The sequence below is a fragment of the Streptomyces sp. NPDC002784 genome, from assembly GCF_053592135.1.
In genome coordinates this window covers 1-24555 of the sequence record NZ_JBSFVD010000012.1, presented here as the reverse complement: position 1 = coordinate 24555, position 24555 = coordinate 1, and the positions used below count along the sequence as shown (strand labels likewise).

Here is a 24555-nt window from a genome sequence, read left to right as displayed (position 1 = left end):
CCGAACCGCCGTGGGCCCCTGACCGGCAGTCGGTTGTGCTTGCCGGGAGACGACACCCGCATCTTCGGCCGCCCCCCCGTCACCCGCCCTGGCCGGCAGCCGCCTGTGCTTCCTGGGGGACGACGGCCGGACCCCCCGTCGAACCGTCGTCGGCCGCCCTGATGGGCAGCGGGTAGGGCGGGGGAGTGCCGCCGAATTCCGGGCAGTGCTCCTGGTGGTCGCACCAGCCGCACAGCTTCGTGGGCCTCGGCCGCCAGTCGCCGGTCTCGGTCGCGGTGCGGATCGCCTCCCACAGCGCCAGCAGCTTGCGCTCCACCCGCTCCAGGTCGGCGAGCACCGGGTCGTACGTCAGGACGTCACCGCTGCCGAGATACACCAGCTGGAGCCGGCGCGGCACGACGTTCTTCAGCCGCCACACCACCAGGGCGTAGAACTTCATCTGGAACAGCGCGCCCTCGGCGTACTCGGGCCGGGGCGCCTTGCCCGTCTTGTAGTCGACGATCCGCACCTCGCCGGTCGGCGCCACGTCGACCCGGTCGATGATGCCGCGCAGCCGCAGCCCGGAATCCAGCTCGGCCTCGACGAACATTTCGCGCTCGGCCGGTTCGAGCCGGGTCGGATCCTCCAGCGTGAACCACCGCTCGACCAACTGCTCGGCCTGGCTGAGCCACCGCGCGAGCCGCTCGCCCTCCGGATCCTCGGCGAACAGCTCCTGGACCTCCGGCCGGGACTCGCGCAGCCGGTCCCACTGCCCCGGGATCAGCGACTTGGCGCGGGGCGCGGTCCGCTCGGCGGCCGGGGCGTCGAAGAGCCGCTCCAGCACCGCGTGCACCAGGGTGCCCCGGGTCGCCGCCTCGCTGGGCTTCTCGGGCAGCCGGTCGATCACCCGGAACCGGTACAGCAACGGGCACTGCATGAAGTCACCCGCACGCGAGGGCGACAGCGAGGCGGGCACTATGGCGAGCGGCACGGCCCGCCCGCCGTCCGTCACGCCCTGCGCCTGCGATGCCGTAGGGGCCTCGGCCGCCACCGACGGCTCCCCGTCCTCCGTGCTCGTCTCCATGCCCACAGACCTTACGGCCCGGCACTGACAGTCACCCGAGCGGCGTCGGGCGAACACAGGGGGTGCCGGGGCGGATCGCATCGCGACGGACGCATACCATCGACCCGAGACCCTTCCGCCCGGCAGGCGCGGAAGACGCTTCGAACGAGGGGACACCGTGGACGAGAGCGGCGGGAGCGGGCAGCCGCGGCCCGGCACCGAGGAGCCGGCCAGCCACCACGCAACACCGACGACCCCGCCCGCGAACCCGGCCCCCCAGGAGCCCTCGGACCCGCCCCAGGACCCCGGGGACGAGACGCCGCGCAAGGACGCGGACCCGCCCCGGCGGACCGCCACCGACACCCCGCCCTCCGGCGAGCAGGGCCCCGCCGCGGCCGACCGCACCCTCGCCCACTCCGGCGCCGGCAAGCCCCCCAAGCCCCCCGCGCCCCGCGGCGGCCTCCTGATGGGCCGCCCCTTCGGCGTACCGGTGTACGTCGCGCCCAGCTGGTTCCTGGTGGCCGCCCTGATCACCTGGGTGTTCGGCGGCCAGCTCGACCGGGTACTGCCCGAACTCGGCGCCGCCCGCTATCTCGTCTCCCTCTTCTTCGCGGTCGCCTTCTACGCCTCCGTGCTCGTGCACGAACTCGCGCACACCGTCGCCGCCCTCCGCTTCAAGCTCCCGGTCCGCCGTATCCAACTGCAGTTCTTCGGCGGCGTCTCCGAGATCGAGAAGGAGTCCGACACCCCGGGCCGCGAGTTCGTCCTCGCCTTCGTCGGCCCCCTGCTCTCCCTGATCCTGGCGGGCCTCTTCTACGGCGCCATGCAGGCCGTCGAGCCCGGCACCGTGCCCGGCGTGCTGCTGGCCGGCCTGATGATCTCCAACCTCATCGTGGCCGCCTTCAACCTCCTGCCCGGCCTCCCCCTCGACGGCGGCCGGATGCTCCGCGCCATCGTCTGGAAGATCACCGGCAAGCCGATGAGCGGCACCGTCGCCGCCGCCTGGGTCGGCCGCGCGCTCGCCGTCTCCGTGCTGATCGGGCTCCCGCTGCTCACCCAGTCCGGAGCGCTCGGCTCCAACGCCGAGGACAACGTCGGCATGGACACCGTCATGGACGCCCTGCTGGCCGCGATCCTCGCCGCGATCATCTGGACCGGCGCCGGGAACAGCCTCCGGATGGCCCGGCTGCGCGAGCACCTGCCCGAGCTGCGCGCCCGCTCCCTGACCCGCCGCGCGGTCCCCGTGGAGGCGGAGACCCCCCTCTCGGAGGCCCTGCGCCGCGCCAACACCGCCGGGGCCCGCGCCCTCGTCGTGGTCGACGCCGACGGCACCCCGCTCTCCCTGGTCCGCGAGGCCGCCATCGTCGGCGTCCCCGAACACCGCCGCCCCTGGGTCGCCGTCAGCGGCCTCGCCCAGGACCTCACCGAGGGCATGCGGGTCTCCGCGGAACTGGCGGGGGAGGAGCTGCTCGAGGCCCTCCGGGCGACTCCGGCCACCGAGTACCTGGTGGTCGAGGAGACGGGGGAGATCTACGGCGTGCTGTCGGCGGCGGACGTGGAGCGGGCCTTCGTGAAGGCGATGGCCCGGCCCTCCTGATGGTCCGCGGGCCCGGTAAACCCCGGTAGGCTGGTCACATGTCCGAACCGACCGGTGCCGCCCGCAGGCGCGGGCCCTTCAAGGTCGGGGACCAGGTTCAGCTGACCGACCCCAAGGGCCGCCACTACACGTTCACGCTCGAGGCCGGGAAGAATTTCCACACCCACAAGGGTTCCTTCCCGCACGACGAACTGATCGGCGCTCCCGAGGGCAGCGTTGTCCGCACCACCGGGAACGTCGCCTACCTCGCGCTGCGCCCCCTGCTCCCCGACTACGTCCTGTCCATGCCCCGTGGGGCAGCCGTCGTCTACCCGAAGGACGCGGGGCAGATCCTCGCCTTCGCCGACATCTTCCCCGGCGCCCGCGTCGTCGAGGCCGGCGTCGGCTCCGGCTCGCTCAGCAGCTTCCTGCTGCGCGCCATCGGCGACCAGGGCATGCTGCACTCCTACGAGCGCCGCGAGGACTTCGCCGACATCGCCCGGCAGAACGTGGAGCGCTACTTCGGCGGCCCCCACCCCGCCTGGCAGCTCACCGTCGGCGACCTCCAGGACAACCTGTCCGACACCGACGTCGACCGGGTCATCCTCGACATGCTCGCGCCCTGGGAGTGCCTGGACGTCGTCAAGAAGGCGCTCGTGCCCGGCGGCATCCTGTGCTGCTACGTCGCCACCACCACCCAGCTCGCCCGGACCGTCGAGTCCATCCGCGAGATCGGCTGCTTCAACGAGCCGACCGCCTGGGAGTCGATGATCCGCAACTGGCACATCGAGGGCCTGGCCGTCCGCCCGGACCACCGGATGATCGGCCACACCGGCTTCCTGCTCACCGCCCGCCGCCTCGCCGACGGTGTCGAGCTGCCCATGCGCCGCCGCCGCCCCGCCAAGGGCGCCTACGGCGAGGACTACGCGGGACCCAACGCCGACGGAGGCTCCGGCCGCTGAGGGTGGCCCCCTGCCGCGTACAACGTATCGGCGCCGTGGTCGAGTTCCCCTGGAGCACCGGGAACTCCACCGCGGCGCCGTTGTGCTGACGGCCCGCCATCCGTGGCCCCCATTTCGTCACCGGAACGGCACACCCCCGCCGTTCCCCCGTGATGTGACGTGTGGCACCATTCCTGGCACCCCTCCACCGGCACAGCCCTCGCGGGAGACACCCCTAGTGCAGCACTCCGCCGTCCCGGAACTGGCCCACACCCACACCCGTCCGATCCACTGGCTCGCGACCGCCACCGCCCTGGCCGCTGTCGTGGCGCTCTCCTCGGTCCTGCAGCCGGACGCGGCCAACGCCGTCCAGGCGTCGGGCCCGCAGTCCCGGACCGCCCCCGCCGCCGTCGCGGCACCCGACCCCGAAGGCGTCGACTTCCCGCTCGAATGCGGCCCGGTGAAGGCGATCGTCGTCAAGAAGGCGTCGGGGGACCTCGACGGCGACGGCCGCCCCGAGACCGTGGTCGTCGTGCACTGCGACGCCCCCATGGGCACCCCGCCGGACGGCTTCTACGTCCTCACGCGCGGGACCGGCAGCGAGCGGCCCCGCGTGGTGGCGACCCTCGTCGACCCGAAGGACCGCCAGACCGTCAGCGAGTTCGCCGTACGCGAGGGGGCCGTCACCGCCACCCTGCTCGGCTACTCGACGGCCGACGTGCCCAGTTGCTGTCCCGACGTCACCGACCGCGCGAAATGGCAGTGGGACGACGGCGCGTTCGTCCGCTCCACCCCGGCCGGTGCCCAGAGCGTCTGACGACCCTCCGCGCCCGGCGCGTCACGGCGCGTCGGGCCCGTACACCTCGACCCGGTCCGCGACCCGGCGGACGTGGATGCACTCGCCGGGACACTCCTTGGCCGAGTCCACGACATCGGTGAGCAGCGGCAGCGGCACCCGGGTCGTGGCGCCCTTGTCCTGGAGGAGCTCGTCGTCCGCGCTCTTCACATAGGCGAGCCCGTCGATGTCCAGTTCAAACACCTCGGGCGCGTACTGGGCACAGATGCCGTCGCCGGTACAGAGGTCCTGATCGATCCAGACCTCGAGCGCCTCGCCGACCCCGGCCTCCAGCTCCACGTCCATCTCTCCTGCCGTTTCCCACGCCGTCCGACCGGCCCCCTGGCGGGACGGGCCCGCACCGACGGCCGTTGACCGACTTCGACCCTACCTCCGCTCCACCGCCCGTCGACCGCCGCCCGATCGTCACCCAACCCGCCCGCGCGAGCACCCAGGGTCACGGCCCCGGGTCACCGGATTCGGCCCCGGCATATGCGGCCCCGACCGGCCCCGCGGCGGCCCCCACCGTGCCTCCGGCCCGCAACTCCAGCCAAACTTGACGGTGTTTGACCACTCCGGCCCGGAACAGGCCGCTTCCGAAAGACGTTGAGTGGGTATCCACACGGCGTGAGAACAGCTCAGGGTGTGGCCGACGACACACCTTGACAGTCTTTGTGATCTAGGGGTTTCAATCGACACCCACCCAGGTAGGGTCTGGAAGCGTCCAGCTCCCCTTGGAGGAGGTGAGGACCGTGGCAGCCCACGACGACGACATGAACCGCGGCATCCGCCCGGGACGAGGGTCCGAAGACCCTGCCGGGCAGATCGCCTACCTTGAGCAGGAGATCGCCGTCCTGCGACGTAAGCTCGCCGACTCTCCGCGACACACGAGGATTCTCGAAGAGCGGATCGTCGAGCTGCAGACCAACCTGGCCGGCGTGTCCGCCCAGAACGAGCGACTCGCCAACACGCTCCGTGAGGCCCGCGACCAGATCGTGGCCCTCAAGGAAGAAGTCGACCGGCTCGCACAGCCGCCGGCCGGCTTCGGTGTCTTCCTCACGGCGAACGAGGACGGCACCGCCGACATCTTCACCGGAGGACGCAAACTCCGGGTGAACGTCAGTCCAAGCGTCGAACTCGACGACCTGCGCCGCGGCCAGGAAGTCATGCTCAACGAAGCGCTCAACGTGGTCGAGGCCATGGAGTACGAGCGCGTCGGGGACATCGTCACCCTCAAGGAGATCCTGGAGGACGGCGAGCGCGCCCTGGTGCTGGGGCACACCGACGAGGAACGGGTGGTGCGGCTCGCGGAGCCGCTGCTGGACGTCACCATCCGACCCGGCGACGCCCTGCTGCTCGAACCCCGCTCCGGCTACGTCTACGAGGTCGTGCCCAAGAGCGAGGTCGAGGAACTGGTCCTCGAAGAGGTCCCGGACATCGGCTACGAGCAGATCGGCGGTCTGGGCAACCAGATCGAGATGATCCGCGACGCGGTCGAGCTCCCGTACCTCTACCCGGACCTGTTCAAGGAGCACGAACTGCGCCCGCCCAAGGGCGTGCTGCTCTACGGGCCCCCCGGATGCGGCAAGACGCTCATCGCCAAGGCGGTCGCCAACTCGCTGGCCAAGAAGGTCGCCGAGGTCACCGGCCAGGCCACCGGCAAGAGCTTCTTCCTCAACATCAAGGGCCCCGAGCTGCTCAACAAGTACGTCGGCGAGACCGAGCGGCAGATCCGCCTGGTCTTCCAGCGTGCCCGTGAGAAGGCCAGCGAGGGCACCCCCGTCATCGTCTTCTTCGACGAGATGGAGTCCCTCTTCCGCACCCGTGGCTCCGGTGTCAGCTCGGACGTGGAGAACACCATCGTCCCGCAGCTCCTCGCCGAGATCGACGGTGTGGAGGGCCTGCAGAACGTGGTCGTGATCGGTGCCTCCAACCGCGAGGACATGATCGACCCCGCCATCCTGCGCCCCGGCCGGCTCGATGTGAAGATCAAGATCGAGCGTCCGGACGCCGAAGCGGCCAAGGACATCTTCCAGAAGTACCTCACCGAGCGCCTTCCGCTGCACCCCGAGGACGTCGGGGAGCACGGCGGCGACCGGGGCGCCACGGTCCAGGGCATGATCCAGACCGCGGTGGAACAGATGTACGCGGAATCCGAGGAGAACCGCTTCCTGGAAGTCACCTACGCCAACGGAGACAAGGAAGTCCTCTATTTCAAGGACTTCAACTCCGGCGCCATGATCGAGAACATCGTCGGGCGCGCCAAGAAAATGGCGATCAAGGACTTCCTGGAGCACAACCAGAAGGGCCTGCGCGTCTCCCATCTCCTCCAGGCTTGCGTGGACGAGTTCAAGGAGAACGAGGACCTGCCGAACACCACCAACCCGGACGACTGGGCCCGGATCTCCGGCAAGAAGGGCGAGCGGATCGTCTACATCCGCACCCTGATCACCGGAAAGCAGGGCGCGGACACCGGACGCTCCATCGACACGGTGGCGAACACCGGTCAGTACCTGTAAAAGACAGGGCGGCTGCGGGTGCCCTCAGCGGGTACCCGCAGCCGACTGTTTTTGCGGCCACGACCGGAGCAGGGAATGACGCAAATGATCTCCCCACCAGCGCAAAGGCGTTCTAGGCTCTTCCGTACCGCCGAGTCGCGCAGTGCGGGGACGGGCACCGCACACGCACCGGAGCGCCAGCGGTACTTGAGCAGCGCCCCCGACCGAGGGCGCCGCCGGGCAAGGAGGGCCGCATGACCGTACGGCGAGTAATGGGCATCGAGACGGAGTACGGGATCTCCGTCCCCGGTCACCCCAACGCCAATGCCATGCTCACCTCATCCCAGATCGTCAACGCCTACGCGGCGGCGATGCACCGGGCCCGCCGGGCCCGCTGGGACTTCGAGGAGGAGAATCCGCTGCGCGACGCGCGAGGCTTCGACCTCGCCCGCGAGGCCGCCGACTCCAGCCAGCTCACCGACGAGGACATCGGCCTGGCCAATGTGATCCTCACCAACGGCGCGCGGCTCTACGTCGACCACGCCCACCCCGAGTACAGCTCCCCGGAGGTCACCAACCCGCGCGACGCCGTCCTCTGGGACAAGGCGGGCGAGCGGATCATGGCCGAGGCCGCGGAACGCGCCGCCCAGCTGCCGGGCGCCCAGCCGATCCACCTCTACAAGAACAACACCGACAACAAGGGCGCCTCCTACGGCACGCACGAGAACTACCTGATGAAGCGGGAGACCCCCTTCTCGGACATCGTGCGCCACCTCACGCCCTTCTTCGTCTCCCGCCAGGTCTTCGCCGGGGCGGGCCGCGTCGGCATCGGCCAGGACGGCCACGAGCACGGCTTCCAGCTCAGCCAGCGGGCGGACTACTTCGAGGTCGAGGTGGGCCTGGAGACGACGCTGAAGCGGCCGATCATCAACACCCGCGACGAGCCGCACGCGGACGCCGAGAAGTACCGCCGGCTGCACGTGATCATCGGGGACGCGAACCTCTCGGAGATCTCCACGTACCTGAAGCTCGGTACGACGGCGCTGGTGCTGTCCATGATCGAGGACGGCTTCATCGCTGTCGACCTGGCCGTGGACCAGCCCGTGCGCACCCTCCACCAGGTCTCCCACGACGCCGGCCTCAAGCGCCTGGTCAAGCTCCGCAGCGGCCGGACGCTCACCGCGGTCCAGCTCCAGATGGAGTACTACGAGCTGGCCCGCAAGTACGTCGAGGAACGCTTCGGGGCCGACGCCGACGACCAGACCAAGGACGTCCTGGCCAGGTGGGAGGACACCCTCAACCGCCTGGAGAACGATCCCATGAGCCTGGCCGGCGAGCTGGACTGGGTCGCCAAGCGGGAGCTCATGGAGGGCTACCGGCGCCGGGACACCCTCGACTGGGACGCCGCCCGGCTCCACCTGGTCGACCTCCAGTACGCCGACGTACGTGCCGAGAAGGGCCTCTACAACCGTCTCGTGGCCCGCGGGCGGATGAAGCGGCTGCTGGACGAGGCCGACGTCGAGCGGGCCCGCACCAAGCCGCCGGAGGACACCCGCGCGTACTTCCGCGGCCGCTGCCTGGAGCAGTACGCCGACGACGTCGCCGCGGCCTCCTGGGACTCGGTGATCTTCGATCTGCCGGGCCGGGACTCCCTCCAGCGGGTCCCAACCCTCGAACCGCTTCGCGGAACGCGTAATCACGTCAAGGAGCTGCTGGACCGCTGCCGCACCGCGGAAGACCTGGTCAAAGTGCTGTCAGGCGGCTGAGCGGGTACCCGGGGCGAGGCGGCCGGACAGGGTGGAAAACCCGCCGTCCGGGAATCATCGAGGTGGCCCCCGCACGTTGTGGAAAGTGCGGGGCCGATGTCAGACCGGGCTTGTAGGGTCTGATCATCACCGATCGGCAGGAATGTCGACCTGGCGACCATGTCGGGCGAACTGAGCGGGGTGAGGGTTATGGCAACCAAGGACACCGGCGGCGGACAGCAGAAGGCCACACGCTCCACCGAGGAGGTCGAGGAGCAGGCCACAGAGGCCCAGGCTTCCGAGGACCTCAAGGAGCGGCAGGAGAAGCTGAGCGACGACGTCGACTCCGTCCTGGACGAGATCGACGACGTGCTCGAGGAGAACGCGGAGGACTTCGTGCGCTCCTTCGTTCAAAAGGGTGGACAGTAGGTCACCTTCGCCTTTGAATCCAAGGTCTCAGGGTTCGGGGTGGTGTGTGGCCGGGGAGCAGACGGCGCAGAGCTGCTCGCGGTTCCGGTGGGTCGGGCCGCGGGCAGCCTTCGTCGGCGGCGAAGCGGCCTGTGAACGGCACGGGTTCCGATGTGGATCACTCCCACCAGGTGGGTAGGGTCGGTGGCACACCGTGCTTCAACTGCTCTTACGTGGAAGGAAACTCGTGGAAGCCAACACTCGGGGCGCCGGGCGTCTACCAGCTGCCTTCCTGACGCCTGGGTCCTCGTCCTTCATGGACTTTCTCTCCGAGCATCAGCCCGAAATGCTGCCCGGCAAGCGTCAACTGCCGCCCGTGCAGGGCGTGATCGAGGCGCCGCACGGGACGACCATCGTGGCCGCGACGTTCCCCGGGGGTGTCGTGCTCGCCGGTGACCGGCGGGCGACGATGGGGAATGTCATCGCCCAGCGCGACATCGAGAAGGTCTTCCCCGCCGACGAGTACTCGGCCGTCGGCATCGCCGGCACCGCCGGTCTCGCCGTCGAGATGGTGAAGCTGTTCCAGCTGGAGCTGGAGCACTTCGAGAAGGTCGAGGGCGCCCAGCTGTCGCTGGAGGGCAAGGCGAACCGGCTGTCGACCATGATCCGCTCCAACTTGGGCATGGCCATGCAGGGTCTGGCCGTCGTGCCGCTCTTCGCGGGCTTCGACGTGGACCGCGGCAAGGGCCGCATCTTCTCCTACGACGTGACCGGCGGCCGTTCCGAGGAGCAGGGTTACGCGGCCACCGGCTCCGGTTCGATCTTCGCCCGCGGCGCCATGAAGAAGCTCTTCCGCAGCGACCTGACCGAGGACGAGGCCACCACCCTGGTGGTGCAGGCCCTGTACGACGCGGCAGACGACGACTCGGCGACCGGTGGTCCCGATGTCGCCCGCCGGATCTACCCGATCGTCACCGTGATCACCGAGGACGGCTTCCGCCGGCTGACCGATCAGGAGTCCTCCGAGATCGCCCGCTCGATCCTGGAGCGGCGCCTGGAGCAGCCCGACGGCCCGCGGGCCGCGCTGCTGTAGGCGGCGGTCCGGTCTTATCAAGGTGATCCTGTGACTCCGACAGAAAGGGACGGATAACCGGTGTCGACGCCGTTCTATGTCTCCCCCCAGCAGGCCATGGCCGACCGGGCGGAGTACGCCCGCAAGGGCATCGCACGCGGTCGCAGCCTGGTCGTGCTGCAGTACGCCGACGGCATCGTGTTCGTCGGCGAGAACCCGTCCCGCGCGCTGCACAAGTTCAGCGAGATCTACGACCGGATCGGTTTCGCGGCCGCCGGCAAGTACAACGAGTACGAGAACCTGCGGATCGGCGGCGTCCGCTACGCCGACCTCCGTGGCTACACCTACGACCGGGACGACGTGACCGCGCGCGGTCTGGCCAACGTCTACGCCCAGACGCTGGGCACGATCTTCTCGTCCGCGGCGGAGAAGCCGTACGAGGTGGAGCTCGTCGTCGCGGAGGTCGGGGAGACGCCCGAGGGCGACCAGATCTACCGGCTGCCGCACGACGGCTCGATCGTCGACGAGCACGGCTCGGTGGCGGTCGGCGGCAACGCCGAGCTGATCAGCACCTACCTGGACCAGCGTCACCAGGACGGCATGACGCTGGCGGAGGCGCTGAAGCTGGCCGTACAGGCGCTGTCCCGGGAGTCCAACGGCTCGCAGCGGGAGATCCCCGCGGAGCGGCTCGAGGTCGCGGTGCTGGACCGGACCCGTCCGCAGCAGCGCAAGTTCAAGCGCATCGTCGGCCGTCAGCTCGGCCGGCTGCTGGAGGTCGGTGGCGCGTCCACCGAGGCCGAGAGCGCGGACGGCCCGGACGACTCCGACGAGGAGTGACCCCGCCCGGCTGATCCCACCCGCCTGACCCCGCGGTATGTGCCCCGGCCGATCCCTCGGCCGGGGCGCAGGCGTCTCAGGAGGCGCGCGGCGGGGCCGTGGAGCCCCGTACGACCAGTTCCACGGGGATGTCGCCCGCCTCGGGCGCACGGCCCTCCAGGACGGCGAGCAGGGCCCGCATGCCGCGCTCCCCGAACAGCTCGGCGTCCAGGCGTACGGTCGTCAGCTCCGGGTCGATGGCGGTGGCGAGGGCGAGGTCGTCCAGGCCGGTGACCGAGAGGTCCTCGGGGACGCGCAGGCCCAGGCGCCGGGCGGCCTTGTAGGCACCGGCGGCGAGTTTGTCGTCGTCGCAGACCAGGGCGGTGGGGCGAGGGCCGGGCGCGGCGAGGGCGGTCTCGGCGGCGCGCTGGGCGCCCTCGATCGAGATGGGCGCGCGGGCGGTGGTCAGTTCGGTGCCCGGGACGGCGGCCACGCGCGCGTGCAGCTCGCGGGCGCGGACCTCGAAGGTCCAGGAGGCCACGTCCGCGGCCAGGTGCAGGAAGCGGCGGTGGCCGAGGGCCAGCAGGTGCTCGGCGACCTGGCGTACGGCGTCGGCGATGTCGAGGTTGACGGTGGCCGCGCCGAGGCTGCCGGCCGGGTCGCTGTCGAGCATCACCAGGGGCAGCTGGTCGCCGCGGATGGCGGTGAGCGCGTCGGCGGCCATGGAGGAGGCGATGACGCCGTCGAGGGCGGCCTGGGCGGAGGCGAAGGGGTCGCGGGCGGGGCCGATGCCCTCCGGGGAGGGGTACAGCACGACGCCGAAGCCGTGCGCGGCGGCGACCCGGGCGGCGCCGGTGTAGACACCGGCGAAGAACTCGGTGGTCAGCGCCGGGACGACCAGCAGGACCGTGCGGGTGCGGCCCAGGCGGAGATTGCGGGCGGCCAGGTTGGGCCGGTAACCGAGCTCGCGGGCGGCCTCCCGGACCCGTTCCGCGGTGGCCTCGGAGACCCGGCCGCGCCACTTGTCGCCGAGCACGAGGGAGACCGCGGCCTGCGAGACGCCGGCGGCCTGGGCGACGTCACGGCTCGTGGGGCGCGTACTGCCTCGTACCACCGTGGGCCTGCGCTTTCGTCTGGACGTGTGAACAGCGCACATGGTACGTATGACGAAGGACGTTATACGTAAAACCTCATGGGTCACGGCGAGGAGTGGGCGAACATGGCCGCGGGATACCTGGAGATCCTCAGGGCGAGGCATGCCACGCGCCTGCTCGTCGGCACGCTGGTGGGACGGCTGCCGAACGCCACCGCCGCCATCGCGATCGTGCTGTTCGTGCGCGCCGAGGGCGGCAGCTACAGCCTCGCCGGGGCGCTGGCGGCGGTCTACGGCGTCGCCAACGCCGTAGGGCAGCCGCTGCTCGGCAGGCTGGTCGATCTGCACGGGCAGCCACGGGTGCAGCTGCCGTCCGCGGTCGTCGCCGCGCTCGCAATGGCCGTGTTCGCCTTCGCGGGCATCGGACCGCTGCCGCTCGCCTACGCGGCGGTCGCGGCCGCCGGCCTGTTCACGCCGCCGCTGGAGGGCGGGCTGCGGGCGCTGTGGTCCTCGGTCCTGCCCAAGGAGGGCCAGGTGCACACGGCGTACGCCATGGACGCCGTGGCGCAGGAAGTCATGTTCACCGTCGGACCGTTGCTGGTCACGCTGTGCACGGCGCTGTGGTCCGCCCAGACGGCGCTGCTCGTGCTGAACGTCATCGGTGTGCTCGGCGCGCTCTCCGTGGTCGTCTCGCCGCCCTCGCGCGCGTGGCGTTCGGCGCCGCGCGAGGCGCACTGGCTGGGCGCGCTGCGCTCGTCCGGACTGCTGGCGCTGCTGGCCGCGTTCCTGTTCGTGGGCATCGCGCTCGGCTCCATCACGGTCGCGTCCGTGCCCTACGCGGACGACCACGGCGGTGACGCGGTGTACGGCTGGCTGATGGCGGCGCTGGGGCTGGGCGCGCTGATCGGCGGCACCGTGTACGGGGCCCGGCAGTGGGCGGGTGAGCCCGCGCGGCGACTGACGGTCCTGACGGCCCTTCTGGCGGTGTGTTACCTGCCGCTGACGCTGATGCCGGGCACGGTCCCCATGGTGTTGCTGACGCTGCTGTCGGGTGTGTTCCTGGCGCCCTGCATCGCTTGTGCGTTTGTGCTCGTCGACCGGCACGCTCCCCGCGGGACGGTCACCGAGGCGTTCTCCTGGCTGGTGACCACGTTCACCGTCGGCGCGTCGGTCGGAACAGGGCTGACGGGCCCGGTCGTCGAGGCCGGCGGGGCCCTGTGGGGCTTCGCCGTTCCGGGGGCCGCGGGAGGGGTGTCGCTGCTGGTCCTGCTGGCCACCGGGCGGGTCCTCGCAGCGTCCGGGCCGGGAGCGGTCATTGCGGCTTCATCGGAAAATGATCCAAACCGTGCCGTCGAACCCCGTTTCAGCACAGGGGATCGGGCGTAATGTTCAGTCATGGACCGCCGCATTTTCGGGCTGGAGAACGAGTACGGCGTCACGTGCACGTTCAGGGGACAGCGCCGCCTGTCGCCTGACGAGGTGGCGCGGTACCTCTTCCGCCGTGTCGTGTCATGGGGCCGCAGCAGCAATGTCTTTCTGCGGAACGGCGCCCGCCTCTATCTCGACGTGGGCTCACATCCGGAATACGCGACACCCGAATGTGACAACGTGACCGAGCTGGTCACCCACGACAAGGCCGGCGAACGCATTCTGGAAGGGCTACTGGTAGACGCAGAACGACGCCTGCACGAGGAAGGAATCGCGGGCGACGTCTACCTCTTCAAGAACAACACCGACTCGGCCGGCAACTCCTACGGGTGCCACGAGAACTATCTCGTCGCCCGGCACGGGGAGTTCTCCCGGCTCGCGGACATCCTCATTCCGTTCCTGGTCACGCGCCAGCTGCTGTGCGGGGCCGGCAAGGTGCTGCAGACCCCGCGCGGGGCCGTGTACTGCGTGAGCCAGCGCGCCGAGCACATCTGGGAGGGCGTCTCCTCGGCGACGACCCGCTCCCGGCCCATCATCAACACCCGTGACGAACCGCACGCGGACGCCGAGCGCTACCGCCGGCTGCACGTCATCGTGGGCGACTCGAACATGTCCGAGACGACCATGCTGCTCAAGGTCGGCGCCACCGACCTGGTGCTGCGCATGATCGAGGCGGGCACGGTGATGCGGGACCTGACCCTGGAGAACCCCATCCGGGCGATCCGCGAGGTCAGCCATGACATCACGGGCCGGCGCAAGGTGCGGCTGGCCAGCGGCCGGGAGGCCTCCGCGCTGGAGGTGCAGCGGGAGTACTTCGAGAAGGCCGTGGACTTCTGCGAGCGCCGCGGGATCCGCACCGGCACCGTCGAGCAGGTGCTGGAGCTGTGGGGCCGCACCCTGGACTCGATCGAGTCCGAGGACCTCGACCGCATCGGCACCGAGATCGACTGGGTCATGAAGTACAAGCTCATCGAGCGCTACCGCGCCAAGAACAACATGACCATGTCGCATCCGCGGGTCGCGCAGATAGACCTCGCCTACCACGACATCCACCGCCGCCGGGGCCTGTACTACCTGCTGGAGAAGAAGGGTCAAGCAGCCCGGATCTGCAACGACTTGAAGATCTTCGAAGGCAAGTCCGTGCCGCCGCAGACCACTCGGGCCCGGCTGCGCGGCGACTTCATCCGCCGAGCCCAGGAACAGCGCCGGGACTTCACCGTCGACTGGGTCCACCTCAAGCTCAACGACCAGGCACAGCGCACCGTGTTGTGCAAGGACCCGTTCCGTTCCGTGGACGACCGGGTGGAGAAACTGATCGCCGGTATGTGAGCCACGCGTTTCGGCCCATGTGCCGGAACGCAACACGGGCGCCGTACGTTTCCCGTACGGCGCCCTTCTCACGTCGTAGAGTTGCGCGCACGCCATCTACAAGATCGACCGATTACGAGGCCCCCACCGTGCGCCGACGCTCACTTCTCATTGCCGTACCCGCCGGACTCGCCACGCTCGCCGCATGCGGGGACGAGGATTCCGGATCGAGCGAGGCGAGCGACAGCGCGTCGCCCTCGGCCCCCGAGACCTCGGCCGCGCCGTCGCCGAAGATCGTGGACGGCCCGCTGCCGGCGATCACCGAGGGCACGAAGCTCGGCGAGAAGCCGACCATCGCCGAGGGCAGCGGCGACCCGTCGAAGGATCTCGCCGTGAAGACGGTGATCGCGGGCAACGGCGGCACCGTCGCGGAGAACGACTACGTCCAGGCCCACTACCTCGGCCAGGTCTGGGCCACGGCGAAGGTCTTCGACAACTCCTACGACCGCAAGACCCCGCTGGTCATCCAGCTCGCCAAGGGCAGCATCATCGACGGCTGGCGCTACGCGCTGGCCGGCAAGAAGGTCGGCAGCCGCGTCCAGATGGCCGTCCCCCCGACCTGGGGCTACGGCACGCAGGGCAACAGCCAGGCGGGCATCAAGGGCACCGACACGCTGGTCTTCGTGGTGGATGTGCAGGGCACCTTCAACGCCAAGAGCTCCGCCAAGGGCACCGAGGTCGCCCAGGACAACGTGGACCTGCCCAAGGTCGGCACCAGCACCGACGGCAAGGCGCCCTCCATCGAGGTCCCGGACACCGACGCGCCGACGAAGCTGGTGGCGAGCTACGTCCTGGAGGGCGACGGCGAGGAGGTCGGCGCCGAGGACAGCGTGCTGGTGCAGTACAAGGGCGTGCTGTGGGAGGACGGCAAGGAGTTCGACGCCACGTACACCAACAAGCAGCTCGCCTCCTTCTCGCTCCAGCAGGTCGTCAAGGGCTGGGCGCAGGGTCTGACCGGCAAGAAGGTCGGCAGCCGCGTCCTCATCGTCATCCCGCCGGACCTCGGTTACGGCGACAACCCGCCGCAGGGCAGCGGCATCAAGAAGGACTCCACGCTGGTCTTCTCGGTCGACATCCTGGCGAAGATGTGACCCCGCGGGGGATGTAAGACTGTGACCGTTGTCTCTACACCACAAGCATGGAGCTGAACACGTGAGCATCGACAAGCCGGAGATCGACTTCCCGGGTGGCGAGCCGCCGGCGGACCTCGAGATCAAGGACATCTGGGAGGGCGACGGCGAGGTGGCCCAGGCCGGCCAGACCGTCACCGTGCACTACGTCGGTGTCGCCTTCAGCACGGGCGAGGAGTTCGACGCCAGCTGGAACCGCGGTACCCCGTTCCGCTTCCCGCTCGGCGGCGGCCGCGTCATCAAGGGCTGGGACCAGGGCGTGCAGGGCATGAAGGTCGGCGGCCGCCGCCAGCTGACCATCCCGGCGCACCTCGCCTACGGCAACCAGAGCCCGACGCCGGCGATCAAGCCGGGCGAGACCCTGATCTTCGTGGTCGACCTCCTGGGAGTCTGATCACTCGCAGTCCGATCACTCGGGGTCTGATCGTCGTACGACCGGACCCGATCACCTGGGGCCCATGCCTGTCCGGGCATGGGCCCTCGGCTTTTGCCGCGCCACCTGGGAGCGGTACGGTCATCGGTCGTAAGCACCATAGGGAAGGCGAAGGGCATCGATGGCCATTGCCAAGGCCGAGCGGCTCATGAATCTGGCGCTGTGTCTGCTCGGGACGCGGCGGCCTTTGAGCAAGCGCGAGCTGCGCGAGTCCATCGAGGCCTATCTGGAAGCCGGCTCGGACGACTCCTTCAACCGCATGTTCGAGCGGGACAAGGACGATCTGCGCGAGCTCGGCCTGGTCATCGAGACCGTGGAGAGCCTGGACGGTGAGGTCGGCTATCTGGCCCGCCGGGACAGCAACCGGCTGCCGCCCATCACCCTGGACGCCGAGGAGGCCGCCGCCCTCGGTCTCGCCGCCAAGGTGTGGCAGCAGGTCCGGCTCGCCGGAGCGGCCAGCGGCGCCCTGCAGAAGCTGCGCGCGGCGGGGCTGCCCGAGGGCGTCGACCCCTACGAGGCCCATGGCGCGCTGGAGCCGCGGATCCCCGTGCACGAGGCCGCCTTCGAGCCGCTGATGCTGGCCTGCCGCGACCGCCGCCCGGTCGTCTTCGAGTACCGCAAGGCCACCGCCGCGCGCCCCGAGCCCCGGCATGTCGAGCCCTGGGCGCTGGAGTGCTGGCGCGGCCACTGGTACCTGGCGGGCTGGGACCGCGACCGGGGCGCCGAGCGGGTGTTCCGGCTCTCCCGGATCACCGGCAAGGTCCGCTCGCGCGGCGGCAAGTACACCGCCCCGGTACCTGATGTCGTCACCGTGCGGGAGACCGTCGCCGGCTGGGCGGGGGAGACCGCGGACCGTTCCGCGCTGATCCGGCTGCGGAGCGGCGCCGGGTACCCCTTGCGGGCGAAAGCCACCCGGGTCCGGGAACTCGGCGACGGCTGGGACGAGTTGGAGATTCCGTACGGACACGGCCTGGACGCCTGGCTGGTGGAGTTCGGTCCCGATGTCGTCGTACTGGAGCCCGCCGAACTGCGGGCCGACGTGATGGACCGGCTGCGTGCCGTGGCCAAGGGCTGAGGGGGAGCGGACGAGGACTGTGGCAGGCAAACCGGTCAGACCAGTGAGCGCCATCGACCAGACCCGGCGGATGCTCTCCCTGGTGACCTATCTCAAGGAGCGCCCCGGCGCCCGGGTCGAGGACGTCGCGCGCGCCTTCGGCATCACCGAGGACGAGCTGGTCTCGGACCTCGATGTGCTGCCCATGTGCGGCACCAGCTTCCGCGGCGGCGATCTGCTGGACATCGACACCGACGGCGAGCGCATCTGGTGGCACAACCCCGACGATGTCGCCGAGCCCCTGCGGCTCGCCTCCGACGAGGCCACGGCGCTGCTGGTCGCCGCCCGCGCGGTGTCCACGCTGCCCGGTCTGCGCGAGGGCGACCGGCAGGCGCTGCTGCGGGCCACCGCCAAGGTGGAGGCCGCGGCCGGCGAGGCCGCCGGGGCCAGCGCCCGCCTTTCGGTGACCTTCGAGTCCGAGGGCGGTGTCTTCGCCGACGTCGACCGGGCGATCTCCGAGCGCCGGCGCCTGTGGATCCGCTACTACTCGCCGGCCCGTGACGAGGTCACCGAGCGCGAGATCGACCCGATCCGCCTGGTCAGCGTGGGCCACACCTATGTGGAGGCCTGGTGCCGCCGCTCCGAGGCGCGCCGCACCTTCCGGCTCGACCGGGTCGCCGAGATCAAGATCCTCGACGAGCCGTCCGCGCCGCCCGAGGTCGAGCTGCGGGACCTCTCGGAGGGGCTGGTGCAGCCCGCCGCCGAGGATCCGGAGGTCATCGTCGAGGTCGGCCCGGGCGGGCGCTGGGTCGCGGAGTACTACCCGCACGACAGTGCGGATGAGCTGCCGGACGGCGGGCTGCGTATCTGTCTGCGGACGCCCGACCCGGCGTCGCTGAAGCGCCTCGCGCTCCGGCTCGGCCGCGAGGGCCGCATCGTCGCGCCGCCCGAGCTGGCCGAGAGCGCCCGCCGGGCGGCCCAGGAGGCGCTGGCCGCGTACGACGGGGTCGAGGCGCAGAGCACGCAGGACAACGGCGTCCGGGAGTGAGTCCGGAGGGGCGCCCGGGCAGCGGCCGGGCGCGCCACGGAGGCGTACGAGCAGTCAGAAGGGGTGGATGGGCGTGAGTGATTCCGTGGTGCCCGGTGCGTCGGTGGCGTCCGCGTTCGCGGGGATGCGCAGCGTGGCCCCGGTGCGGTTCAGGGCCGGCTGCCCGGACTGCCGCGGGCGGTTCGAGCTGGCCGCGAGCGCGCTGCGGCTGGCCATCGGTGCCTCCAGCCGTACCACCTTCTACTCCTTCACCTGCCCGGAGTGCGGCGCGTCCGTGCGCAAGCCGGCCGGGGAGCGGATCGTCGAGCTGCTCACCGGCGGCGGGGTCCGTACCCTGCGGCTGCACTCGACCCTCTAGGCTCGGCGTCATGTTCTGGCCGATGTTCGCGATCGCTGTGGGTTTCCTGGGTCTCGCCGTTCTCGGTGTGCTCGCGGTGCGGGTCTTCCTGGAGGCCCAGCGCCTCGGCAGGCAGGTCGCCGACTCCACGCGGCGCATCAACAGGGCGGCGGAGGATCTGGAACGGGCCGCGGTCAGCACCGCGCGGGCTGTGGACTCCCTGTGAGTCCGGCTGAGAACCGGGTGTGAGTCCTGCGCCGCATGCGTTTTGGGCCGCTTCGCCCTGTCAACTTGCCACCAGCGCCAGGTACGCTGCTGGTCGCGGCCCGGAGAACGAGGCCCGGACCGCGGACCGGGAGTACGCACGGGGATTGCCTCACGTTCACCCCTGAGCGTTACGATCGCTGTCAGCACGATCCTTCGGACGTGTGTCCGACCGATCGGACAGCATCCCACCCAAAGCCGCCTCGGTGAGAAGGTAAAGACTTATGTTCGGAAGGCTCGGCGCTCCCGAGATCATTCTCATCCTCGTCGTCATCATCCTGCTGTTCGGCGCGAAGAAGCTTCCGGACATGGCTCGGTCGCTCGGCAAGTCCGCCCGCATCCTCAAGAGCGAGGCCAAGGCGATGAAGGACGAGGGCAAGACCCCCGCCCCGGCCGACCCGCCGAACAACGACGAGCAGCCCCCGGCCCAGCGCGTCATCCAGGCCTCGCCCGGCGACGTGACCAGCTCGCGCCCGGTCACCGAGCCGACGGACACGACCAAGCGCTGACGCAGGGCCGGTGACCTCCGGCCCGCCGCACGAGATGGGAACGTGGGTTGCTGAAGCCTGCCCGCAACAAGGAGAGGGATCCCGAGGGGCGGATGCCCCTCGCGGAGCACCTTCGTGAGCTCCGCAACCGGCTCGCGAAGGCACTGCTGGCCATCGTCGCCGTGACGATCGTCGCCGCCTTCTTCTACATGGACATCATCAGCTTCTTCACCAAGCCGATCCTCGAGTCGGTCGGCTGTGCGAAGAGCTTCGAGGAACTGGCCAAGACCAGCTCCGACGAGCAGTGCGCGCAGATCACCATCAACGGTCTGCTCACCCCCTTCACGCTGGCGCTGAAGGTGTCGCTGATGGCCGGCGTGGTCCTGGCCTCGCCGATCTGGCTCTACCAGCTCTGGGCCTTCGTCGCCCCGGGCCTGCACCGGCACGAGAAGAAGTACGCGTACGCCTTCGTCGCCACCGGCTTCCCGCTCTTCCTGCTGGGCGCCCTCTTCGCGTACAAGGTGCTGCCCACCACCGCGAAGGTGCTGATCGAGTTCACCCCGTTCGGCGTCGACAACCTGCTGCCGCTCGACGATCTGCTCGACCTCGTCACGCGCATGGTGGTCGTCTTCGGCCTCTCCTTCGAGCTGCCGCTGCTGCTGGTCATGCTCAACTTCAGCGGCGCGATCACCGGCAAGCGCATGCTCGGCTGGTGGCGCGGCATGATCATGGGCATCACCGTGTTCGCCGCCATCGCGACCCCGAGCACCGACCCGCTGACCATGCTGGCGCTCGCCGGGCCCATCTGGATCCTGTACTTCGCCGCCGTCGCCGTCTCCCTGCTCAACGACCGCCGCAGGCGCCGCCGTGACGCACTGGGCCCCGCCGACGACGAGGCGTCCGAGCTCGATCTCACGCCCGAGGAGATCGGCGAGGTCGAGACCGTCTCCGCCAGCCGGGCGCTGCCCGAGCAGGCGACCACGGAGCGCGTCAACGGTTATGACGACGTGACCTGAGGACCGTGGGGCAGCTCATAGGGTCTGATCCGTGAGCAGCGAGATCACTCTCTTCGTCAATCCCACCGCGGGCCGCGGCCGGGGCGCCCGTGCGGCGCAGCCGGCCGCCACCGCTTTCCGGGACGCGGGATTCACCGTACGGACGGTCCTCGGGACGGACGCCGAGGACGCCCTGGCACGCGCGCGTGCGGCCGTCGCGGACGGCACCGGGGCGCTGGTCGCGGTCGGCGGCGACGGAATGGCCAACCTCGCGCTGCAAGCCGTCGCCGGCACCCGCACCCCGCTCGGCCTGGTCGCCGTAGGCACCGGCAACGATCTCGCCCGCGCGCTCGGCCTGCCCGTACGGGACCCGGCCGCCGCGGGCCGGGTGATCGCCCAGGGGCTCAAGGGCGCCCGGCTGCGCGACATCGACCTCGGACGGGTCGGCGACCGCTGGTTCGGCACCGTCCTCGCCTCCGGCTTCGACTCCCGGGTCAACGACCGCGGCAACCGGATGCGCCGCCCTTCCGGCCGCCTGAAGTACGACCTCGCGATGCTCGCCGAGCTGGCCGCCTTCCGGCCCTTCCCCTACCGGGTCACCCTCGACGGCGGCGAGGTCCGCGAGTTCGAGGCCACGCTGGTCGCCGTCGGGAACGGCCCGTCGTACGGCGGCGGCATGCGGATCTGTCCCGGCGCCGACCTCACCGACGGGCTGTTCGACATCACCATCGTCGGGGACTGCTCCCGCGCCACCCTGCTGAGGGTCTTCCCGAGCGTCTACCGGGGCGGGCACGTCGGCCATCCCAAGGTCACCGTGGTGCGGGCCGCTCAGGTCGAGATCGCCGCCCACGACATCACCGGGTACGCGGACGGGGAGCCGCTCGGTCCGCTGCCGCTGATCGCGCGCTGCATACCCGGGGCGGTGCGGGTCGTAGGGCCGTGAGCTGCGCGGATCCGGAGTTTACGGAACCCGGATCCGGATAATGATCGTCCTGTTGTCAGTGGGGCCCGGTACGCTCGAAAGCACGATGACAGAGGACCTCTCACCGGCCGAGCGGTACGCGGCTGCCCGTCTGCGGGCCGCCGAGCAGGCCACCGCGCTCGCCTCCTTCCGCGAGATGTACGACTTCGGCCTCGACCCCTTCCAGATCGAGGCCTGCCAGGCGCTCGAAGCGGGGAAGGGCGTGCTGGTGGCCGCCCCCACCGGCTCCGGCAAGACGATCGTGGGCGAGTTCGCCGTCCACCTCGCCCTGCAGCAGGGCAAGAAGTGCTTCTACACGACACCCATCAAGGCGCTGTCGAACCAGAAGTACGCCGACCTGTCCCGCCGTTACGGCGCCGACAAGGTCGGCCTGCTCACCGGCGACAACAGCGTCAACTCCGGTGCCCCCGTGGTCGTGATGACCACCGAGGTGCTGCGGAACATGCTGTACGCGGGCTCGCAGACCCTCATCGGCCTCGGGTATGTGGTCATGGACGAGGTGCACTACCTCTCCGACCGCTTCCGCGGCGCCGTATGGGAAGAGGTGATCATCCACCTGCCCGAGTCGGTGACCCTGGTGTCCCTCTCGGCGACCGTGTCCAACGCCGAGGAGTTCGGCGACTGGCTGGACACCGTCCGCGGTGACACCGAGGTGATCGTCTCCGAGCACCGGCCCGTGCCGCTGTTCCAGCATGTGCTGGCCGGCCGCCGGATGTACGACCTGTTCGAGGAGGGCGAGGGGCACAAGAAGGCCGTCAACCCCGATCTGGCGCGGCTGGCCCGCATGGAGGCGACCCGGCCGTCGTACCAGGACCGCAGGCGCGGGCGCGCGATGCGCGAGGCCGACCGGGAGCGGGAGCGCAGACAGCGCTCACGGGTGTGGACACCCGGCCGGCCCGAGGTCATCGAACGCCTCGACGCCGAGGGGCTGCTGCCCGCCATCACCTTCATCTTCAGCCGCGCCGCCTGCGAGGCCGCCGTGCAGCAGTGCCTGTACGCCGGACTCCGGCTCAACGACGACGAGGCGCGGGAGAAGGTGCGCGCCCTGGTCGAGGAGCGCACCGCGTCCATTCCCACCGAGGACCTGCATGTCCTCGGCTACTACGAATGGCTGGAGGGCCTGGAGCGCGGGATCGCCGCCCACCACGCGGGCATGCTGCCGACCTTCAAGGAGGTCGTGGAGGAGCTGTTCGTCCGCGGTCTGGTGAAGGCCGTCTTCGCCACCGAGACCCTCGCGCTCGGCATCAACATGCCCGCCCGCTCGGTGGTGTTGGAGAAGCTCGTCAAGTGGAACGGCGAGCAGCACGCCGACATCACCCCGGGTGAGTACACCCAGCTCACCGGGCGTGCGGGACGCCGTGGCATCGACATCGAGGGCCACGCGGTCGTGCTGTGGCAGCGGGGGATGAGCCCGGAGCACCTCGCGGGGCTCGCCGGCACGCGCACGTATCCGCTGCGCTCCAGCTTCAAGCCGTCGTACAACATGGCGGTCAACCTCGTCGAGCAGTTCGGGCGGCATCGCTCCCGCGAGCTGCTGGAGACGTCGTTCGCGCAGTTCCAGGCCGACAAGTCGGTCGTCGGGATCTCCCGGCAGGTGCAGCGCAACGAGGAAGGGCTCGAGGGCTACAAGGCCTCCATGACCTGCCACCTCGGCGACTTCGAGGAGTACGCGCGGCTGCGCCGCGACCTGAAGGACCGGGAGACCGAGCTGGCCCGCCAGGGCGTGGCCGAGCGACGCGCCGAGGCCGCGGTGGCGCTGGAGAAGCTCAAGCCGGGCGATGTCATCCATGTCCCGACCGGCAAGTACGCCGGCCTCGCGCTGGTGCTGGACCCCGGGCTGCCCGCCGGGCGGTCCAACGGCCACCGGGGCTTCGAGCACCACGACGGGCCGCGCCCGCTGGTGCTCACCGCCGAGCGGCAGGTCAAGCGGCTGGCGTCGATGGACTTCCCGGTGCCGGTCGAGGCGCTGGAGCGGATGCGGATCCCGAAGTCCTTCAACCCGCGCTCCCCGCAGTCCCGCCGGGACCTGGCGTCCGCGCTGCGCACCAAGGCCGGGCACATCCCGCCCGAGCGGGCCCGCAAGAAGCGCTCGCAGGCCGCCGACGACCGGGAGATCGCCCGGCTGCGCACCGCGCTGCGCGCCCATCCCTGCCATGGGTGCGACGACCGGGAGGACCACGCCCGCTGGGCCGAGCGCTACCAGCGGCTGCTGCGGGACACCTCGCAGCTGGAGCGGCGGATCGAGGGACGCACCAACACCATCGCGCGGACCTTCGACCGGATCGTCGCGCTGCTGACCGAGCTGGACTATCTGCGCGGCGACGAGGTCACCGAGCACGGCAAGCGGCTCGCGCGGCTGTACGGCGAGCTCGATCTGCTGGCCAGCGAGTGCCTGCGGGCGGGCGTCTGGGAGGGGCTGGGGCCCGCCGAACTCGCCGCGTGTGTCTCCGCCCTGGTCTACGAGTCCCGGGTCGGCGACGACGCGATGGCGCCGAAGGTGCCGTCCGGGAAGGCGAAGGCCGCGCTGGGCGAGATGGTCCGGATCTGGGGCCGTCTGGACGCCCTGGAGGAGGACTTCCGGATCAGCCAGACCGAGGGTGTCGGACAGCGGGAGCCGGATCTCGGGTTCGCCTGGGCCGCGTACATGTGGGCCGGCGGCAAGGGCCTGGACGAGGTGCTGCGCGAGGCGGAGATGCCCGCGGGTGACTTCGTGCGCTGGTGCAAGCAGGTGATCGACGTGCTGGGCCAGATCTCGGCGGCGGCGCCGGGGGAGGGGTCGACCGTGGCGAAGGCCGCGCGCAAGGCGGTCGACCAGTTGCTGCGGGGAGTCGTGGCCTACTCCTCGGTGGGGTGACGGCCCGGCCGTACCGGGCTGAGCGAAGGGCGGGGCGGGACACGGGATCCCGTGTCCCCCCCCCCCCCGGGCGGTGCACGGGAGCGGGGTGAACACGACCCGGGTTGGTTTTTGGACCGGGGGAAGGCCTGTAACGGCGGGTGGGGGT

At 70.5% G+C, this 24555-nt stretch carries 23 protein-coding genes; 20 read left to right on the top strand and 3 right to left on the bottom strand.

The genetic code is table 11. From position 1 onward, the window contains the following. Window positions 1-79: 79 nt before the first annotated feature. Window positions 80-1063, bottom strand: a complete 984-nt coding sequence (locus ACWD1Z_RS21250) for a RecB family exonuclease (protein ID WP_451120720.1) — start codon at window positions 1061-1063, stop codon at window positions 80-82. 157 nt (window positions 1064-1220) lie between these two features. On the opposite strand from ACWD1Z_RS21250, the gene ACWD1Z_RS21245 reads away from it, so the two are divergent. The 3 genes from ACWD1Z_RS21245 to ACWD1Z_RS21235 all read left to right on the top strand — a co-directional run bounded on the left by ACWD1Z_RS21245 (window position 1221) and on the right by ACWD1Z_RS21235 (window position 4376). Further along, window positions 1221-2639, top strand: a complete 1419-nt coding sequence (locus tag ACWD1Z_RS21245) for a site-2 protease family protein (RefSeq protein WP_451120718.1) — start codon at window positions 1221-1223, stop codon at window positions 2637-2639. Window positions 2640-2677: 38 nt separating this feature from the next. Then, entirely contained in the window at window positions 2678-3580 is a 903-nt protein-coding gene (locus tag ACWD1Z_RS21240; protein WP_451120716.1) for a tRNA (adenine-N1)-methyltransferase, read from the top strand. Between the two features lie 217 nt (window positions 3581-3797). Continuing rightward, the gene (locus tag ACWD1Z_RS21235) at window positions 3798-4376 is read left to right on the top strand and encodes a hypothetical protein (protein ID WP_451120714.1); all 579 of its coding nucleotides are present in this window, start codon (window positions 3798-3800) and stop codon (window positions 4374-4376) included. Window positions 4377-4397: 21 nt separating this feature from the next. On the opposite strand, the gene ACWD1Z_RS21230 is transcribed toward ACWD1Z_RS21235, so the two are convergent. Then, window positions 4398-4700 (bottom strand): ferredoxin, encoded by a 303-nt coding sequence (locus tag ACWD1Z_RS21230; protein ID WP_389419367.1) that lies wholly within the window; start codon window positions 4698-4700, stop codon window positions 4398-4400. Window positions 4701-5146: 446 nt separating this feature from the next. On the opposite strand from ACWD1Z_RS21230, the gene arc reads away from it, so the two are divergent. The 5 genes from arc (at window position 5147) to prcA (ending at window position 10954) form a co-directional block, all read left to right on the top strand. After that, on the top strand, window positions 5147-6913 hold the full coding sequence (gene arc, locus ACWD1Z_RS21225) for a proteasome ATPase (RefSeq protein WP_389419366.1): 1767 nt from the start codon (window positions 5147-5149) through the stop codon (window positions 6911-6913). A gap of 233 nt (window positions 6914-7146) precedes the next feature. Continuing rightward, window positions 7147-8658, top strand: coding sequence for a depupylase/deamidase Dop (gene dop, locus ACWD1Z_RS21220; RefSeq protein WP_451120711.1), 1512 nt, complete (start codon window positions 7147-7149; stop codon window positions 8656-8658). Window positions 8659-8847: 189 nt separating this feature from the next. Next, the gene (locus ACWD1Z_RS21215) at window positions 8848-9066 is read left to right on the top strand and encodes a ubiquitin-like protein Pup (RefSeq protein ID WP_062722796.1); all 219 of its coding nucleotides are present in this window, start codon (window positions 8848-8850) and stop codon (window positions 9064-9066) included. 226 nt (window positions 9067-9292) lie between these two features. Further along, window positions 9293-10138, top strand: a complete 846-nt coding sequence (gene prcB, locus ACWD1Z_RS21210) for a proteasome subunit beta (RefSeq protein WP_451120709.1) — start codon at window positions 9293-9295, stop codon at window positions 10136-10138. A gap of 60 nt (window positions 10139-10198) precedes the next feature. Next, window positions 10199-10954, top strand: coding sequence for a proteasome subunit alpha (gene prcA, locus ACWD1Z_RS21205; RefSeq protein ID WP_451120707.1), 756 nt, complete (start codon window positions 10199-10201; stop codon window positions 10952-10954). A 76-nt stretch (window positions 10955-11030) separates the two neighbouring features. Here the strand turns inward: prcA and ACWD1Z_RS21200 are convergent, their stop codons facing one another. Next, window positions 11031-12089, bottom strand: coding sequence for a LacI family DNA-binding transcriptional regulator (locus ACWD1Z_RS21200; RefSeq protein ID WP_451120705.1), 1059 nt, complete (start codon window positions 12087-12089; stop codon window positions 11031-11033). Between the two features lie 63 nt (window positions 12090-12152). Here ACWD1Z_RS21200 and ACWD1Z_RS21195 point away from each other — a divergent pair, with 63 nt between their 5' ends. From ACWD1Z_RS21195 to ACWD1Z_RS21140, 12 genes are all read left to right on the top strand, one after another. Next, window positions 12153-13412 (top strand): MFS transporter, encoded by a 1260-nt coding sequence (locus ACWD1Z_RS21195; protein WP_451120703.1) that lies wholly within the window; start codon window positions 12153-12155, stop codon window positions 13410-13412. 9 nt (window positions 13413-13421) lie between these two features. Continuing rightward, window positions 13422-14783 carry a Pup--protein ligase gene (gene pafA / locus ACWD1Z_RS21190; RefSeq protein WP_389419359.1) on the top strand — a complete coding sequence of 454 codons (1362 nt, stop codon included), beginning with the start codon at window positions 13422-13424 and terminating at the stop codon, window positions 14781-14783. A 128-nt stretch (window positions 14784-14911) separates the two neighbouring features. Further along, window positions 14912-15913 (top strand): FKBP-type peptidyl-prolyl cis-trans isomerase, encoded by a 1002-nt coding sequence (locus tag ACWD1Z_RS21185; RefSeq protein WP_451120701.1) that lies wholly within the window; start codon window positions 14912-14914, stop codon window positions 15911-15913. A gap of 61 nt (window positions 15914-15974) precedes the next feature. Continuing rightward, window positions 15975-16346 carry an FKBP-type peptidyl-prolyl cis-trans isomerase gene (locus ACWD1Z_RS21180; RefSeq protein ID WP_030835713.1) on the top strand — a complete coding sequence of 124 codons (372 nt, stop codon included), beginning with the start codon at window positions 15975-15977 and terminating at the stop codon, window positions 16344-16346. A gap of 160 nt (window positions 16347-16506) precedes the next feature. Continuing rightward, window positions 16507-17460 (top strand): helix-turn-helix transcriptional regulator, encoded by a 954-nt coding sequence (locus ACWD1Z_RS21175; RefSeq protein ID WP_451120699.1) that lies wholly within the window; start codon window positions 16507-16509, stop codon window positions 17458-17460. Window positions 17461-17479: 19 nt separating this feature from the next. Then, entirely contained in the window at window positions 17480-18487 is a 1008-nt protein-coding gene (locus ACWD1Z_RS21170) for a helix-turn-helix transcriptional regulator (protein WP_451120697.1), read from the top strand. Between the two features lie 124 nt (window positions 18488-18611). Continuing rightward, window positions 18612-18845: a hypothetical protein gene (locus tag ACWD1Z_RS21165; RefSeq protein WP_451120991.1), complete on the top strand. Its 234-nt coding sequence runs from the start codon at window positions 18612-18614 to the stop codon at window positions 18843-18845. Between the two features lie 10 nt (window positions 18846-18855). Next, window positions 18856-19050: a hypothetical protein gene (locus ACWD1Z_RS21160; RefSeq protein WP_451120695.1), complete on the top strand. Its 195-nt coding sequence runs from the start codon at window positions 18856-18858 to the stop codon at window positions 19048-19050. A gap of 262 nt (window positions 19051-19312) precedes the next feature. Then, entirely contained in the window at window positions 19313-19597 is a 285-nt protein-coding gene (gene tatA, locus ACWD1Z_RS21155; protein ID WP_250077621.1) for a Sec-independent protein translocase subunit TatA, read from the top strand. Between the two features lie 47 nt (window positions 19598-19644). Further along, window positions 19645-20592 carry a twin-arginine translocase subunit TatC gene (gene tatC, locus ACWD1Z_RS21150; RefSeq protein WP_451120693.1) on the top strand — a complete coding sequence of 316 codons (948 nt, stop codon included), beginning with the start codon at window positions 19645-19647 and terminating at the stop codon, window positions 20590-20592. Window positions 20593-20623: 31 nt separating this feature from the next. After that, window positions 20624-21514: a diacylglycerol kinase gene (locus ACWD1Z_RS21145; RefSeq protein ID WP_451120691.1), complete on the top strand. Its 891-nt coding sequence runs from the start codon at window positions 20624-20626 to the stop codon at window positions 21512-21514. Window positions 21515-21554: 40 nt separating this feature from the next. Next, a complete protein-coding gene (locus ACWD1Z_RS21140) occupies window positions 21555-24407 on the top strand; it encodes a DEAD/DEAH box helicase (RefSeq protein ID WP_451120689.1) in 2853 nt (950 codons plus the stop codon). The last annotated feature ends 148 nt before the right edge of the window (window positions 24408-24555 follow it).